This is a genomic window from Pseudomonas sp. GM84 (genome assembly GCF_000282535.1).
In the GTDB taxonomy this organism is placed as follows: domain Bacteria; phylum Pseudomonadota; class Gammaproteobacteria; order Pseudomonadales; family Pseudomonadaceae; genus Aquipseudomonas.
In genome coordinates this window covers 1-16,070 of the sequence record NZ_AKJC01000345.1, presented here as the reverse complement: position 1 = coordinate 16,070, position 16,070 = coordinate 1, and the positions used below count along the sequence as shown (strand labels likewise).

The 16,070-nt window shown below is 63.6% G+C and carries 13 protein-coding genes and 1 riboswitch; of the genes, 10 read left to right on the top strand and 3 right to left on the bottom strand.

All coding sequences use genetic code 11. From position 1 onward, the window contains the following. Positions 1–41 precede the first annotated feature (41 nt). The 3 genes from PMI38_RS24945 to PMI38_RS24935 all read right to left on the bottom strand — a co-directional run bounded on the left by PMI38_RS24945 (position 42) and on the right by PMI38_RS24935 (position 2,893). Positions 42–623, bottom strand: a complete 582-nt coding sequence (locus PMI38_RS24945; protein WP_177324927.1) for a TMEM165/GDT1 family protein — start codon at positions 621–623, stop codon at positions 42–44. Positions 624–713: 90 nt separating this feature from the next. After that, positions 714–835: riboswitch (yybP-ykoY riboswitch) on the bottom strand. 38 nt (positions 836–873) lie between these two features. Beyond that, positions 874–1,872: a class I SAM-dependent methyltransferase gene (locus PMI38_RS24940; RefSeq protein ID WP_008100469.1), complete on the bottom strand. Its 999-nt coding sequence runs from the start codon at positions 1,870–1,872 to the stop codon at positions 874–876. 55 nt (positions 1,873–1,927) lie between these two features. Further along, positions 1,928–2,893, bottom strand: coding sequence for a 2-hydroxyacid dehydrogenase (locus tag PMI38_RS24935; RefSeq protein WP_008100467.1), 966 nt, complete (start codon positions 2,891–2,893; stop codon positions 1,928–1,930). 162 nt (positions 2,894–3,055) lie between these two features. Here PMI38_RS24935 and PMI38_RS24930 point away from each other — a divergent pair, with 162 nt between their 5' ends. The 10 genes from PMI38_RS24930 (at position 3,056) to PMI38_RS24885 (ending at position 15,992) form a co-directional block, all read left to right on the top strand. Next, a complete protein-coding gene (locus tag PMI38_RS24930; RefSeq protein WP_008100465.1) occupies positions 3,056–4,738 on the top strand; it encodes a fatty acid--CoA ligase in 1,683 nt (560 codons plus the stop codon). A gap of 331 nt (positions 4,739–5,069) precedes the next feature. Further along, a complete protein-coding gene (locus PMI38_RS24925) occupies positions 5,070–6,956 on the top strand; it encodes a DUF1302 domain-containing protein (RefSeq protein WP_008100463.1) in 1,887 nt (628 codons plus the stop codon). A 25-nt stretch (positions 6,957–6,981) separates the two neighbouring features. After that, positions 6,982–8,346: a DUF1329 domain-containing protein gene (locus PMI38_RS24920; protein ID WP_008100460.1), complete on the top strand. Its 1,365-nt coding sequence runs from the start codon at positions 6,982–6,984 to the stop codon at positions 8,344–8,346. Between the two features lie 253 nt (positions 8,347–8,599). Continuing rightward, positions 8,600–11,317: a LuxR C-terminal-related transcriptional regulator gene (locus PMI38_RS24915; RefSeq protein WP_008100459.1), complete on the top strand. Its 2,718-nt coding sequence runs from the start codon at positions 8,600–8,602 to the stop codon at positions 11,315–11,317. 150 nt (positions 11,318–11,467) lie between these two features. After that, entirely contained in the window at positions 11,468–13,075 is a 1,608-nt protein-coding gene (locus tag PMI38_RS24910) for a tetratricopeptide repeat-containing response regulator (RefSeq protein ID WP_043274112.1), read from the top strand. Next, complete coding sequence (locus PMI38_RS24905) at positions 13,072–13,764, top strand: sensor histidine kinase (protein WP_008100455.1); 693 nt, start codon at positions 13,072–13,074, stop codon at positions 13,762–13,764. Before PMI38_RS24910 ends, PMI38_RS24905 begins: the two co-directional genes overlap by 4 nt. A 173-nt stretch (positions 13,765–13,937) precedes the next feature. After that, positions 13,938–14,192, top strand: coding sequence for an AbrB/MazE/SpoVT family DNA-binding domain-containing protein (locus PMI38_RS24900; protein ID WP_043274113.1), 255 nt, complete (start codon positions 13,938–13,940; stop codon positions 14,190–14,192). After that, entirely contained in the window at positions 14,189–14,536 is a 348-nt protein-coding gene (locus tag PMI38_RS24895; RefSeq protein ID WP_043274111.1) for a type II toxin-antitoxin system ChpB family toxin, read from the top strand. The genes PMI38_RS24900 and PMI38_RS24895 overlap by 4 nt, the downstream gene beginning before the upstream one ends. Before the next feature lie 9 nt (positions 14,537–14,545). Next, positions 14,546–15,190, top strand: a complete 645-nt coding sequence (locus PMI38_RS24890) for an MBL fold metallo-hydrolase (RefSeq protein WP_008100451.1) — start codon at positions 14,546–14,548, stop codon at positions 15,188–15,190. A 109-nt stretch (positions 15,191–15,299) separates the two neighbouring features. Continuing rightward, a complete protein-coding gene (locus PMI38_RS24885) occupies positions 15,300–15,992 on the top strand; it encodes an OmpA family protein (RefSeq protein ID WP_008100449.1) in 693 nt (230 codons plus the stop codon). Positions 15,993–16,070 lie beyond the last annotated feature (78 nt).

The window sequence follows — 16,070 nt, the reverse complement described above, 5'->3', positions numbered from 1 at the left end:
TTGCCGGCGATTGGGCCGCAAAGCGGCCCCGTCTTTCCCCGTTACCCCACCCAACCACTGGCCTTCATCGCCGAATACACCGCCACGATCGCCAGCACGAAGAAGGCGGCCGACGCCAGGCGGCGAATCAGTGTCAGCGGCAGTTTCTCCGCGGCAAAGTTACCCGCCAGCACCACCGGCACGTTGGCAATCAGCATGCCCAGGGTGGTACCGATGATGACCATGATCAGGTGCGGATACTGAGCTGCCAGCATCACCGTGGCGACCTGGGTCTTGTCGCCGATCTCGGCCAGGAAGAACGCAATCAGCGTGGTGAGGAACGGGCCGAAGCGGCGCGCCGGGTTCTCGTCGTCATCCATCTTGTCCGGCACCAGCGTCCACAGCGCCGTGGCGGCGAAGCTCGCGGCGAGGATCCAGTGCAGCGTCGTCTCGGTGAAGAACCCACTGACCCAGGCACCTACTGCCCCCGCGGCGGCATGGTTGGCCAAGGTAGCGGCGATGATGCCAGCGATGATCGGCCAGGGTTTGCGGAAGCGTGCAGCGAGAATGAGCGCGAGCAATTGCGTCTTGTCGCCAATTTCGGCGAGGGCGACGATTGCGGTGGGGACCAACAGAGATTCCAGCATCAGGATTCCTACGGGGGCGGGTCGACACGGCTATGACACGTACAGCCTCCCCGCCCCGGGTAAGGTGTGCGTGTCATAGGTCTTGTCAAACCCTGGATCTGTCTGCGCAGATCGTGGGTCGCACGCGCCATGGCCTGTGGGCCAAGTATGTTGACGCGTGCCGGGCGAGCAGGGCGCTCGCGGGAGACTACTCCCCTAGGACGGAGCGGATTCTGCCTAGCCGAAACGGTTTCGGCAAGCCCTGTTTTTATCCGCGGGTTGCCCGGTATATGCGAAAGCCATCGGCTTCTGCGCAGGTCTGGCAGTTGCCCAAAGCCCCTTCGATCAGCGGCTGGTAGCGCAGGAAGCTGTTGGCGACCAAACGCATTTCGCCACCTTTTCGCAGATGTTCGCCTGATTTTTTCAGCAGGTTTTCCGAGGCCTGGTAGTTGGTGTGCACACCCGTATGGAACGGCGGGTTGCTCAGGATCAGGCTCAGGTCGCCGGGGGCCGCGTCGATGCCGTCACCGCTGATGACCTGGCCTTCCAGCTGGTTGGCCGCCAAGGTCAGGCGGCTGGCAGCCACGGCGAAGGCATCGACATCCAGCAAGGTGACCTGGCTCGGTGGATAACGCCGCTTCACCGTTGCCCCGAGCACGCCGGCGCCGCAGCCGAAGTCCAGCACATGGCCGACCGGCAGATTGTCCAGGTGCTTGAGCAACAGTGCCGTGCCGCGGTCCAGACGGCCGTGGCTGAACACCCCGGGCAGGCTCACCACCTGCAGCGGGCCGTCCTCCAGATCAAGGGTGAAACGTTCGGCCAGGCTCTCCAGCGGCTTGGCTTCAGGCGCGTGCTCCACGGTGACCTGCCACAGTTGGCAGTGCCGGGCGCTGTCGAGTTTGCGTGGTTTGCCGAAAGCCTGCAGCTGCTTGGCTGCGCCTTCGATGCCACCGCGCTTTTCGCCCACCAGGTAAAGTTCACGGCCGCCCAGGCGCGAGGCCAGGGCATTGAGCAGGTAGGCCGCCAGTTCTCGGGATTTGGGCAGGAACAGAACGGCTGCTTCGAAAGCCACAGGCGGCGCCTCGACGCCGTAATGGCTGCGCCCGGCGAAGCGGCTGTCGAGCATGGCCTGATCGCCCGCATGCCAGGTCCAGCCATGGGCCTTGGGCAGTTGGCCAAGCAGGTCGTCGGCGGGGGCGCCGGCGAGCAGCAGCGGACCCTGGAACAGGTCCGCCTGGCGGAGCAACACTTCACTGCGCGGGTCCATGGACAGACGCCTCCTGAAAAAAAGTGGCGCAGTGTAGCAGAGCCGACCGCTACGCTCAGCAGACCACGCGGCGTGGCTGGCCGGCGAAGAAGGCCTGGGCGTTCTCGCTGAGCTGGCCGACGATGCGCTGGCGCGACTCCACCGCGCCCCAGGCGCTGTGCGGGGTAATGACCAGGCCTGGGATGTCCTGGGCCAGTAGCGGGTTGCCACCGACCGGCGGCTCGACGCTCAGTACGTCGGTGGCGGCGCCGCCCAGATGGCCGTTGCGCAGGGCGTCCGCCAACGCTTGTTCGTCGATCAGACCACCCCGGGCGGTATTGACCACCAGCGCACCCGGCCTGAGCGACGCCAGTTCGCGGGCACCGATCATGTGCCGGGTGTGTTCGTTGAGGGGGCAGTGCAGGGTCAGCGCATCCACCTGCGGCAGCAGTTCGTCCAGCGGCAGCCGGTCGTCGCGTGCCGGACGGCCGGGGATCTGACCACTCAGTACGCGCATGCCAAAGGCCTCGGCCAGCCGCGCCACAGCGCCACCGAGCTCGCCATGGCCAAGCAGGCCAAGGGTTTTGCCCTCCAGTTCGACGATTGGGTAATCCAGCAGGCAGAACTGGCTGGCCTTGGCCCATTGCCCGTCTGCCACTGCCCGGTTGTAGTCGCACAGGCGCGTGGCCAGGGCCAGCAACAGGGCGATGGTGTGCTGGGCCACCGAGGGCGTGCCATAGCCTTGGCAGTTGCACACGGTGATCCCTTGGGCGCGGGCGGCCGCCAGGTCGACGTTGTTGGTGCCGGTGGCGGCCACCAGGATCAGCTTGAGCTGGGGGTTGGCTGCCAGGGCCTCGGCGTCGAGCATGACCTTGTTGCTCACCACTGCGACGGCGCCCTGCAGGCGCTCGGCCACCTGCTCGGGGCGGGTCGAGGCGAACAGCTGCAGTTCGTCGAACTGATCGTGCAGCGGGGAAAGGTCGAGGTCACCGAGGTCCAGGGACTGGTGATCGAGAAACACGGCGCGACGCGGGCTGGGCATCGGTAAGGCTCCAGAGGCATTGACGGGGGTGATCGGTCACTCCGCACAATGCCACTCATACCTTCTGCAGCCAAATCATTCCTTCGGCTGATTTGGTCGTCACATTGGCGAACTACAGTAGACCCCAGACTTGTCCGGCTCGCTTTTCAAGAAGGGATACCCATGCTGCAGACCCGCATCATCAAGCCCGCCGAGGGCGCCTATTCATTCCCCCTGTTGATCAAGCGCCTGCTGATGTCTGGCAGCCGTTACGAGAAAACCCGCGAAATCGTCTACCGCGACCAGCTGCGGCTGACTTATCCACAACTCAACGAGCGCATCGCACGCCTGGCCAACGTGCTGACCGAGGCCGGGGTCAAGGCCGGCGACACGGTGGCGGTGATGGATTGGGACAGCCACCGCTACCTCGAATGCATGTTCGCCATCCCGATGATCGGCGCGGTGGTGCACACCATCAATGTGCGCCTGTCACCCGAGCAGATCCTCTACACCATGAACCACGCCGAGGACCGCGTGGTACTGGTCAACAGCGACTTCGTCGGGCTCTACCAGGGCATTGCCGGGCAATTGACCACGGTCGACAAGACCTTGCTGCTGACCGATGGCGAGGCGAAGACCGCCGAGCTGCCCAACCTGGTGGGCGAGTACGAGCAACTGCTCGCTGCGGCCAGCCCGCAGTACGACTTCCCGGACTTCGACGAGAACTCGGTGGCCACCACCTTCTACACCACCGGCACCACCGGCAACCCGAAGGGGGTGTACTTCACCCATCGCCAGCTGGTGCTGCACACCCTCGCCGAGGCGTCGGTTACCGGCAGCATCGACAGTGTGCGCCTGCTCGGCAGCAACGACGTCTACATGCCGATCACGCCGATGTTTCATGTACATGCCTGGGGCATTCCCTACGCTGCGACCATGCTGGGCATGAAGCAGGTCTACCCCGGGCGTTACGAGCCGGACATGCTGGTCAAGCTGTGGCGTGAGGAGAAGGTCACCTTCTCCCACTGCGTACCGACCATCCTGCAGATGCTGCTCAACTGCCCGAGTTCGCAGGGCCAGGACTTCGGCGGCTGGAAGATCATCATCGGCGGCAGCGCGCTCAACCGCTCGCTGTACCAGGCCGCCCTGGCCCGTGGCATCCAGCTGACCGCGGCCTATGGCATGTCCGAAACCTGCCCGCTGATCTCCGCCGCGCACCTCAACGATGAACTGCAGGCAGGCAGCGAGGACGAGCGCGTCACCTACCGGATCAAGGCCGGCGTGCCGGTGCCGTTGGTGGAGGCGGCGATCGTCGATGGCGATGGCAACTTCCTTCCGGCCGATGGCGAGACCCAGGGTGAACTGGTGCTGCGTGCGCCCTGGCTGACCATGGGTTACTTCAAGGAGCCGGAGAAGAGCGAAGAGCTGTGGCAGGGTGGCTGGCTGCACACCGGCGACGTCGCCACGCTGGACGGCATGGGCTACATCGATATTCGCGACCGCATCAAGGATGTCATCAAGACCGGTGGCGAGTGGATCTCGTCACTCGACCTCGAGGACCTGATCAGCCGCCACCCTGCCGTGCGCGAAGTGGCGGTGGTGGGGGTGGCCGATCCGCAATGGGGCGAGCGCCCGTTTGCCCTGTTGGTGTCACGTGACGGCCAGGCCATCGATGCCAAATCGCTCAAGGAACACCTCAAGCCTTTTGTGGAGCAAGGACATATCAACAAGTGGGCGATTCCCAGCCAGATCGCCGTTGTTACTGAAATTCCCAAGACCAGTGTCGGCAAGCTCGACAAGAAGCGCATCCGCCAGGACATCGTCCAGTGGCAGGCCAGTAACAGCGCCTTCCTGTCCACCGTGTAGGTGTGGCACGGGTCGCGTGCGACAGAACGCGACCCGCGAGCTAGAGCGGTTTGATCCTTGCCAAACAGAAAAAATACGCCATCCTTCAGCACTGCCAGCGTGCAAACTGGAAACACCGGGGTGAAATGGCGCCCCAACTCGCAAATCACACTTTAGAGGGATCAAGCACCTGCGCCTGCTGGCTATAGTCGGGGCCAGGGGATCTTCAGGAATGGGGGAGGGCGACATGTGCAACATGTGTCGCCGCGGGTGTGAACCCGCATACCGGTCTCACGGACCGTTCTTGAAAGGACTCACTGCCATAACAAAAAAAGTACATGGAGTAGCGTCGATGACATCTGCAAATACGTTCTGGCGCCGGGCCAAGCTGCCCTTGGCGGTCAGCCTTGCTTCCACGCTCGCAAGTCCTGCTTTTGCGGTCAGTTTCAACATCGGTGAAATCGAAGGCCAGTTCGACTCGTCGCTCTCTGTCGGGGCCAGCTGGTCGACTGCCAACCCGAACCAGAACCTGATCGGGGTCAACAATGGTGGCAAGGGCCTGTCGCAAACCTCCGACGATGGTCACCTGAACTTCAAGAAGGGCGAAACCTTCTCGAAGATCTTCAAGGGCATCCATGACCTGGAGCTCAAGTACGGCGACACCGGCGTGTTCGTGCGGGGCAAGTACTGGTACGACTTCGAACTCAAGGACGAGAACCGCCCGTTCAAGGACATCAGCGATTCCGGCCGCAAGGAAGGCGCCAAGTCCTCCGGCGCCCAACTGCTCGACGCCTTCGTCTACCACAACTACTCGATCGCCGATCAGCCGGGCTCGGTGCGCCTGGGCAAGCAGGTAGTGAGCTGGGGTGAGAGCACCTTCATCGGCGGTGGCATCAACTCGATCAACCCGATCGACGTGGCCGCGTTCCGCCGCCCAGGTGCCGAGATCAAGGAAGGCCTGATTCCGGTCAACATGTTCTACATCTCGCAGAGCCTCACCGACAACCTGTCGGCCGAAGCCTTCTACCAGATCGAATGGGACCAGACCGTCGTCGACAACTGCGGCACCTTCTTCTCCCAGCCCGACATCATCGCCGATGGTTGCAACAACAACCTGCGCGTGCTCAACAGCAGCCGTACCGTGCCGGTGCCGGCCCAGCAGTTCCTCGCCACCCAGGGCGTGGACATCAACGAAGAAGGCGTGATGGTGGCCCGTGGCGCTGACCGCGATGCCCGCGACAGCGGTCAGTTCGGCGTGGCCATGCGCTACATGTTCGAGCCGCTGGACACCGAGTTCGGTGCCTACTTCATGAACTACCACAGCCGCGCGCCGATCTTCAGCGCCACCGGCGCTTCGCCGGCGGTGTTCGGCAGCCTCAGCAGGCTGCCCCCGCAATTGCGTGCCCTGGCACCGCTGATCGTGGCGGGCAACTCGCAGTACTTCGTCGAGTACCCCGAGGATATCCGCCTGTATGGCCTGAGCTTCTCCACCACGCTGCCCACCGGCACCGCGTGGAGCGGCGAGCTCAGCTACCGGCCGAATGCGCCGGTGCAGCTGAACACCACCGATATCCTGTTCGCCGGCGTGCGCCCTATTGGTGGCGCACTGACCAATGCTTCGCTGCTCACCGGCACCCCGGGCGAAGACCTGCACGGCTATCGCCGCAAGGAAATCACCCAGTTCCAGACCACCCTGACGCACTTCTTCGACCAGGTGATGGGCGCCAGCCGCATGACCGTGGTCGGCGAAGTGGGCGTCACCCACGTCGGTGGCCTCGAGAGCGCGCACGATACCCGTTATGGTCGCGACCCTGTGTTCGGCCCGGGTCCGCTGCCATCCACGGGCGGCGCCAATACCTGCCAGGCGCTCAATGCCAGCACCATCGCCGGCGCCGGCCCCGGTACCTCGACCGCCAACCTGAACCGCAATTGCGAAAACGACGGCTTCACCACCAGCACCTCCTGGGGTTACCGCGCCCGGGTCATCTGGGACTACAACGACGTGTTCGCCGGGGTCAACCTCAAGCCCAACGTGGCCTGGTCGCATGACGTGTCCGGCTACTCGCCGGGCCCTGGCGCCAACTTCGAGGAAGGCCGCAAGGCGATCAGCCTGGGCCTGGACGCCGAGTACCAGAACACCTACACCGCCAGCCTGTCGTACACCAATTTCTTCGATGGCGAGTACACCACCGTGGATGATCGCGACTTCGTCGCGCTCAGCTTCGGCGTGAACTTCTAAGCACTCAGATCCAGGACGACACCACATGAACAAGACCAGAAGTCTGCTGCAAGCCGGTGTGCTGGGCCTGTCCCTGCTGGCGAGCAGCGTCATGGCGGCAGTTTCCGCCGACGAAGCGGCCAAGCTGGGCAGCACCCTGACGCCAATGGGCGCGGAAAAAGCCGGCAATGCCGATGGCTCCATCGGCCCTTGGCAGCCACTGTCCAGGACCGCGGGCAGCGTAGATGCCAGGGGTTTCCTCTCCGACCCTTATGGCAGCGACAAGCCGCTGTTCACCATCACCGCGCAGAACGCCGAGCAGTACAAGGACAAGCTGTCGCCGGGCCAGATGGCGATGCTCAAGCGCTACCCGGACACCTTCAAGATCCCGGTGTACAAGACCCACCGAGGCGCCACCGTGCCTGACGAGGTGTTCGCCGCCATCAAGAAAAACGCCACCAGCACCACCCTGGTCGAAGGCGGCAACGGGCTGAACAACTTCCAGACCGCCGTGCCGTTCCCGATTCCCAAAAGCGGGCTGGAGGTGATCTGGAACCACATCACCCGTTACCGTGGCGGCAGTGTCAGCCGTCTGGTCACCCAGGCCACCCCACAGCAGAACGGCTCCTACAGCCTGGTGTACTTCGCCGACCAATTCGTGTTCCGCGACAGGATGAAGGATTACGACCCGAACAACCCGGGCAACATTCTCTTCTACTTCAAGCAGGAAGTGACTGCGCCAGCGCGCCTGGCCGGTACCGTGCTGCTGGTGCACGAGACGCTCGACCAGGTCAAGGAACCGCGCAAGGCGTGGATCTACAACGCCGGCCAGCGCCGGGTGCGCCAGGCACCGCAGGTGTCCTACGATGGCCCGGGTACGGCTGCCGACGGCCTGCGTACCTCGGACAACCTGGACATGTACAACGGTGCGCCAGACCGTTACGACTGGAAGCTCGAAGGCAAGAAGGAGATGTACATCGCCTCGAACGCCTACAAGCTCGACGATCCGAAGCTCAAGTACGGCGATATCATCAAGGCTGGCCACATCAACCAGGATCTGGCCCGTTACGAGCTGCGCCGGGTATGGCATGTGGTCGCGACGCTCAAGCCGGGCCAACGGCACATCTACGCCAAGCGTGACTTCTACATCGACGAAGACACCTGGCAGGCCGCGGTGATCGACCAGTATGACGGCCGTAACCAGCTGTGGCGTGTATCCGAGGCGCATGCCCAGGACTACTACAACGTGCAAGTGCCGTGGTACACCCTTGAAGCCATCTACGACCTGCAGTCGGGCCGCTACCTGGCCCTGGGCATGAAGAACGAAGAGAAGCGTGCCTACGACTTCGGCTTCAATGCCAGCAAGGCCGACTTCCAGCCTGCGGCCCTGCGCCAGGCCGGTATTCGCTGAGTCGATAACCCGCAACTCCGTGTGATCCCCCAGAACGCCCCGGCTTGCCGGGGCGTTTCTGTTCTGCTCCGGCAATCATTCTGCTGAATACCCCGCCAAACCCCCGCGCCAGCCCGCTGTCCAGCAGCCAAGTTGCTTTTTGTCGCAGACTTTTCCAGGGTAATGGTGCCCATCATCTTCAAATGCGCCACGTTACCCGCTAGTCTCGCAACAATCCGTATCGCCGTAGTCTTCCAACCAGAACGAGCCGGCCATGACAGATTTGTCCCGTACGCATGGATTCGCCAGCCAGGCCCTGGGCTTGCTGGACGGGCGTTTCTTCCGGCCGCCATTGCCGGACGGCCACGTGGCGCGTGCACGGCTGTGCCAGCGTCTGCACGCGGGCCTGGGCGGTCGCTTGCTGCTGGTCAATGCCCCGGCGGGTTTTGGCAAAAGCTCCCTTGCCATCGAATTCTGTGAAGCGCTGCCCGACCATTGGCGCAGCCTCTGGCTCGGCCTGAGCCAGCGCGATGCCGAACCAGGCCGCTTCCTCGAACGCCTGCTTGAAGGGCTGCAGCAATACTGCCCGGCACTGGGCGGCCAGGCCATGGGGCTGCTGAAGATGCGCCAGCGTCACCAGCCGTTCGCCTTCGAGGAGTGGATCGACGGCCTGCTCGACGAGCTTGCGCTCTACCTGCAGGCCGACACGCCGTTGCTGCTGGTGCTGGACGACTATCACCTGGCCCAGGGCCCCGTGCTCGACCGCTGCCTGCAGTTCTTCCTCAATCACCTGCCCGGCGGCCTGGTCTTGCTCGTCACCAGCCGCCAGCGCCCGGACTGGCACCTGGCGCGGCTGCGCCTGTCGCGGCAGCTGGTCGAGCTGAACGAGCAGGATCTGCGCCTTACCGCCGATGAGGCCCTGGCCGTCATCGGTCGTCAGCCGACGGGCTTGCGTGGCCAGGCTCTGGACAACCTCATCCAGCGCAGTGACGGCTGGGTGGCCGGGCTGCGCTTCTGGCAGCTGGCGGCCAGCGAGTGCGGCGATGAGTACGCTTTGCCCCAGGCGCTGCATGGCGGCGAGGGGCTGATTCGCGATTACCTGCTGGAAGAAGTCATCGACATCCTGCCGTCGGACGTGCAGGCCTTCCTGTTCGACACCGCTTGCCAGGAACGCTTCTGCGCGGCGTTGTGCGATGCCGTGCGCGAACGTCACGACAGTGCTGCGATCCTCAGCTACCTGCAAGCCCATCAGGTGTTCCTGGTGCCGCTGGACGAGCATGGTCACTGGTATCGCTACCATCATCTGTTCTCCGACCTGCTGCGCAGCCGGCAGGCCAGCGAACCGCCGGCCCGCCTGCACCTTCGCGCCTGTCGCTGGTTCCAGTCCCAGGGCCTGCTTGACGAGGCGGTGGAGCAGGCATTGCGTGCCGGCCACCTGGACGTTGCCGCCAACCTGGTACAGAGCCTTTCGGAGGAACAGCTGCTGGCCGAGCAGAACGTCGGCATGCTGCTGCGCTGGAAAATGGACCTGCCCGACAGCCTGCTGATCAGCACGCCGCGGCTGATCGTGCTGTACAGCTGGGCATTGGGCCTGGCCTGCCAGCTCGATGCCGCGGAAGAACTGGCAAGCCACCTCAGCCGTTTTCTGCCCGCGCCCTCAGCCACGGCGCAACGGTCGATGCTGGCGCAATGGCTGGCGTTGAGCGGGGTCATCGCCCGTGGGCGGGGGGATCGCAAGCGCACCCTGGCCTATTGCGGCGAAGCGCTGCAGAGCCTGCCGTGCAAGCGCTATGGGCAGCGCCTGGTGTGTTTGTCGACGCTGTCGAACCTGGCCATCGCCGACGCCGACTACTGGCGCGCGCGGAGCTGGAACCGTGAAGCGCTCGAGCTTGCCCAGCGGGTCGGCAACCCGCTGTTCGAAGCCTTGGCGCACTACGATCGCGCGCGGGTGCTGCATGCCCGTGGTGAAGTGCTGCGCGCGCTGGAAGAAGTACGCCAGGGGCTGGCGCGGCTGCAGGGGCTGCAGGCGCAGCGCCTGTTCGCCGTGCGTGCGCGGCTCACCTTGTACGAGGGTTATCTGCTGGTGTGGCGCCTGCAACCTGCCCAAGGGCGCGCGCGCTTGCGTGCAGGGCTGGGCGAGGCGCGTGCCTGTCGCGACATCAGCGTACTGATCGGCCATTGCGTGATCGCCGGGCTCGATGGCCGGGAGGGCAATTATGCAGAGGCGTTCGCCGAGCTGGCCGAGGCCGAGCGGCTGATGCACATCTGGGATGTGCCGCCCATCTTCTACCTGGCCATGATTACGTTGGTGAAGTGCGAATTGTGGCTGGCTCAGGGGCGTACCGACCTGGCCGAGTCCTGGTTGCTGCGCCTGGGGCAGACCTATGGCGGTGAGCAACGTGCGGCGGCGCCCGAGTTTCACCCGTTGCTGCCCTTGCATATCGAGTTGCAGCAGGCGTTGCTCGAACGTGTTCAGGGGCGCAGCGACGAGGCCGTGGTTCGTTTGCGCGACCTGGTCGAGCGCGGGCAGGCCAGTGGCGGCATGTTGCTGGCGCTGAGCGCGTCGTGCCAGTGGATCGACCTGTTGTTGGTGCAAGGCCGCGAAGCCGAGGCTGCCGAGCTGCTGCCGATGGCCCTGGCGGCAGCCCAGGGTGGCGTGGTGTTGCCGTTCCAGCGGCTGATCGAGTTGCATCCGCTGTGGCTGCGCGAGCAGTTGCTCGCGCGTCCCGCCTGCCCGCTGCAGGCCGAGCTGCTGGCGCGCCTGCCCGAGATAGCCATCGCGCCAGGCGGCACTGGCGAATCCCTGAGCGGCCGTGAGCTGGCGGTGCTGGAGCTGATCGCGCAGGGGTGTTCCAACCAGCAGATCAGCGAGCGGTTGTTCATCTCCCTGCACACCGTCAAGACTCACGCCAGCCATATCAACAGCAAGCTGGGTGTGGAGCGGCGAACCCAGGCGGTGGCGCGGGCCAAGTCGCTGGGCCTGCTGGCCTGACAGCGGGCTGTTCAGCGAAGGGCCCGATAAAGCGCTGGCATTGAGCCCTTCATGCTTGCCCTCATCTTTTCCGACCAACGGCCGATAAAGGAGTCGGCGGTATGCATCGCCTCACGCCATCCACCCATCATCCCAATACAGGTCGTGTTGATGCTGCAGTACGGGCAAAAGAGCTTTCTGATCGTCGACGACTTCACCGACTTCCGCACCTCGACCCGTTCGATGCTGCGAGAGCTGGGCGTGCGCGACGTGGACACTGCCGACAGTGGTGAGCAGGCCCTGCGCATGTGCGGGCAGAAGCGCTATGACTACATTCTCCAGGACTTCCACCTCGGTGACGGCAAGAAGAACGGCCAGCAAGTGCTCGAGGACCTGATCCTCGACAAGCTGATCAGCCACGAGTGCGTGTTCATCATGGTCACCGCCGAAAGCAGCCAGGCCATCGTGCTCAGCGCCCTCGAGCATGAGCCTGATGCCTACCTGACCAAACCGTTCAACCGCGTGGGCCTGGCTCAGCGCCTGGACAAGCTCACGCAGCGCAAGACCTTGCTCAAGCCGATCCTCCAGGCCCTGGACCGCGGCCGCCCGGCCGAAGTACTGGTGGCCTGTGCCGAACTGTGCAAGAAAGACCCGCGCTTCGCGCCTTTGTGCCTGCGCTACCGGGCCGATGCCTTGCGTCACCTCAACCGCTTCGAGGAGCTGGAGAAGTTCCTCAAGAGCATCCTCGCCAGCCGTCCGCAGCCTTGGGTGTACTCGGCACTGGGCAGCCTGATGCACAAGCGCGGCCAGAATGCCCAGGCCCAGGGCGTCTACGAACAGGCGCTCAAGGCCTTCCCGATCATGCCTGGGCTGTACGATGGCATGGCCGACGTATTGGTGGCCCAAGGCGATACCAAGCGCGCCCAGAACATGCTTGAAGAGGCGGTGCGCCTGTCGCCACTGGCGGTGCGGCGTCAGGCCACGCTGGGCAAGTTGGCGCTGGTGAACGAAGACTTCGAGAGCGCCTCGAAGGCGTTCCGCCATGCGGTCAACCAGGGCAAGAGTTCTCGCTACAAGGATCCTGAAAGCAACCTTGGCCTGGTGCAGGCCTTGATGAGCAAGAATGCCGGTTTTGGCCTGGATGCCCGTGCCCGTGTCGAGATCAATACCGTGCTCAGCGAAGTGGCCAAGGACAATGCCGAAGACCAGGGGCTGCAAGTGCGTGCGCGCATGATGAAGGCCGCCAGCCTGCAGCAGGCCGGCGATGCCGAAACGGCCGCCAAGCTCACGGAGCAGGCCATTGCACGGCTGGACAAGATGGAGCAGTTTTTCTCGGTCGAGGCCGCCCTGACCGTGGCCAGGCAGCTGCAGGCGCTTGGTCAGGAAGCCGCAAGTGTCACCATCCTCAAGAGCTGCGTGGAAACCTACGGTGACGATCCCAAAGTCATGCAGAGCGTGGCCGCGCTCACCGACGACCCGACCGTACTCAACGCTGTCACCGAGGCCGTCGACCTCAACCGCCAAGGGGTGCGCAGCTACCAGGCCGGGCAGCTCAACGAAGCGTTGCAGATGTTCCGCAAAGCCCTGTCGCTGCAGCCCAGGAACATCAGTATCGCGCTCAATACTTCCCAGGCGCTGCTGCGCATCGGTGGTGAAGTCACGCCGCCGGCCATCCTGCAGGAATGCCGTAGCTGCCTGACCAGCGTGGCCGGTATTCCCCCCAGCGACAGCCGTTACGACCGCTACCGCAAATTGCACATCAAGGTATTCGGCGCATGAGCCAGGACAATCAGGGGCTGGATTTTTCCACGGTGATCGCCTCCACCGTGCATGACCTGAAAAACTCGCTGTCAGCGCTGATCCAGTCTCACGACCAGTGGCTGGCACGCTTGCCCGAAGACCTGCGTAGTGGCACCGAGCAAGGGGTGATCGAACACGAATTCCGACACCTCAACGGCATGCTGGTGCAGTTGCTCGGGTTGTACAAACTGGGCGTCAACCAGTTGCCGGTCTGCCCGGACTACCACGAGCTGGACGACTTCATCGAAGCCCAGCTGGCGGCCCACCAGCAAGTGCTGGAACACAACGACATCCTCGCCACCTGGCGTATCGACAGCGACAACCCGCTGGGCTTCTTCGACCGTGAACTGGTCGCCTCGGTGATCGCCAATGTGGTCACCAATGCCACGCGCTATGCCGGGCATGCGCTGTTGATCAGCATCGGAGAAGAAGACGAGCAACTGGTCATCAGCGTCAACGATGACGGCCCCGGGTACCCGGCACTTATGATCGAACGGCAACAGGATTATGTGCAGAGCATCGATGCGCAGAGCGGTGGCACCGGCCTTGGCCTGTACTTCGCGGCGCGGATCGCGGCGCTGCATGAGCGCGACGGGGTGCGGGGGCGTATCGAGATTGCCAATGGCGGGGCGCTTGGGGGAGGGCTGTTCAAGTTGTACTTGCCGTAAGCGCCAAGTGAGCGTTTGCAAGCCGTTTCCCAAGGCATCGTGAGGAAGCGCTTTCTCGTGATATCCGGGCTTTTTCAGGGGCCCGGCGGGTGACATTGTAGATACGACGTTTCTACATTTCACTTGCAATCACTTGGAGGGTTTCTACTATGTATCTACCTTGGGAGATACTCATGCAGATCAAGATTCAGCAATGGGGCAACAGTGCCGCCATTCGCCTGCCGGCGGCAGTGCTCAAACAAATGCGCCTCGGTGTCGGTTCGACCCTGAGCCTGGACACGACAGGGGAAACGCTTGTGCTCAAGCCCGTGCGGCCCAAACCCAAGTACACCCTTGATGAGCTGATGGCGCAATGTGACCTGAATGCTCCCGAGCCTGAGGATATGGCCGAGTGGAACGCAATGCGTCCAGTGGGGCGTGAAGTGTGAAGCGGGTCAAGTTTGGCAGAGGCGATATCGTTCTGATCAACCTGGACCCTACGCTTGGCCGGGAACAACAGGGCAGTGGCCGCCCGGCCCTGGTTATCACGCCAGCCGCCTTCAATGCAGCAGGGCTCGCTGTGATCGTACCCATTTCCCAGGGCGCAGATTTCGCCAGGCATGCAGGCTTTGCGGTTACCCTTAGCGGCGCAGGCACTCAGACCCAAGGGGTAATGCTCTGCAATCAGCTTCGCACGGTCGACCTTGAAGCCCGAGGTGCCAAACGTATCGAGTCGGTTCCGGAGGTGGTTATCCTCGACGCCTTGGCTCGCATTCAAACGCTATTCGATTGATTGATTCTCATGGAAAACACATCGCTAGCCCTCATCCGCGAAACCTTCCCCGTAGGCCCCCTGCAGTGCAACTGCACGCTGATCGGCGACCCGCTGACCAAGAAAGCCATCGTCGTCGACCCGGGCGGCGACCCGGAGAAAATTCTCGCCCGCCTGCAGGCCCACGGCCTGACCCTGGTGAGCATCATCCACACCCACGCGCACTTCGACCATTTCCTCGCCTCGGGCAAGCTCAAGGAACTCACCGGCGCCACGTTGCACCTGCACAAGGACGACCAGGCCTTGTGGGACAACCTTGAAATGCAATGCCAGATGTTCGGCGTGCCCTACACCCCGGTGCCCCCGCCAGACCGCTGGCTCGGTGATGACGAAGCGCTGGCCTGTGGCTGCGGTGTGGCCCTGCACACGCCGGGGCATACGCCAGGTTCGATGAGCTTCTGGTTCGCCGACGCCAAGTTGCTGATTGCCGGTGATACCCTGTTCCGCCGGGGTATCGGCCGCACCGATTTGTGGGGTGGCGACCAGCGCGCCATCGTTCGCTCGATCAAGGAGCGTCTGTATCGCCTGGATGAAGAGGCTATCGTGGTCACCGGACACGGCCCTGATACCCGACTGGGTGACGAGATGCGCGAGAACCCGTTCGTGCGGGCCTGAAACCACATGAAAGTGGTTTCATGGAATTATTTCGCCTTCATGCGATCCAAGGCTGGCATTGATCCCTCTGCGATCTGCCGCACAACTGAATTTCTGTAGGAGCTTGTCCATGTTCAACATGCGTCGTCTGATTATCGTCGCAACTGCCGCAGCCCTGATGACCGGCTGCGCCGGCCAAAATGCTTATGACAACCAAGGTCAGGCGCAGGGCGGCTCCACCGGGATGAGCAAGACCGCCAAGTACGGCGGCCTGGGCGCGCTGGCCGGCGCCATCGCCGGTGCCGCCATCGATCACGACAACCGTGGCAAGGGTGCGCTGATCGGCGCCGCCGCGGTCGGTGCCGCCGCCGCCGGCTACGGCTACTATGCCGACAAGCAGGAAGCCGAACTGCGCGCCAAGATGGCCAATACCGGCGTCGAAGTACAGCGCGAGGGTGACCAGATCAAGCTGATCATGCCGGGCAACATCACCTTCGCCACCGATTCGGCGAACATTTCCCCGAGCTTCTACGCGCCGCTGAACAACCTGGCGAACTCGTTCAAGCAGTTCAACCAGAACACCATCGAAGTGGTTGGCTTCACTGACAGCACTGGCAGCCGCCAGCACAACATGGACCTGTCCCAGCGTCGCGCCCAGGCGGTCAGCAGCTACCTGACCTCGCAGGGTATCGATGGCACGCGCGTATCGGCGCGTGGCATGGGCCCGGATCAGCCGATCGCCAGCAATGCCGATACCAATGGCCGGGCGCAGAACCGCCGGGTCGAGGTCAACCTGAAGCCGATTCCTGGCCAGCAGTACTAACAGGGTCGCTTTCGCGACCTATCGCCGGCAAGCCGGCTCCCACATTAACTGCGGCGCTGCAGTACCTGTGGGAGCCGG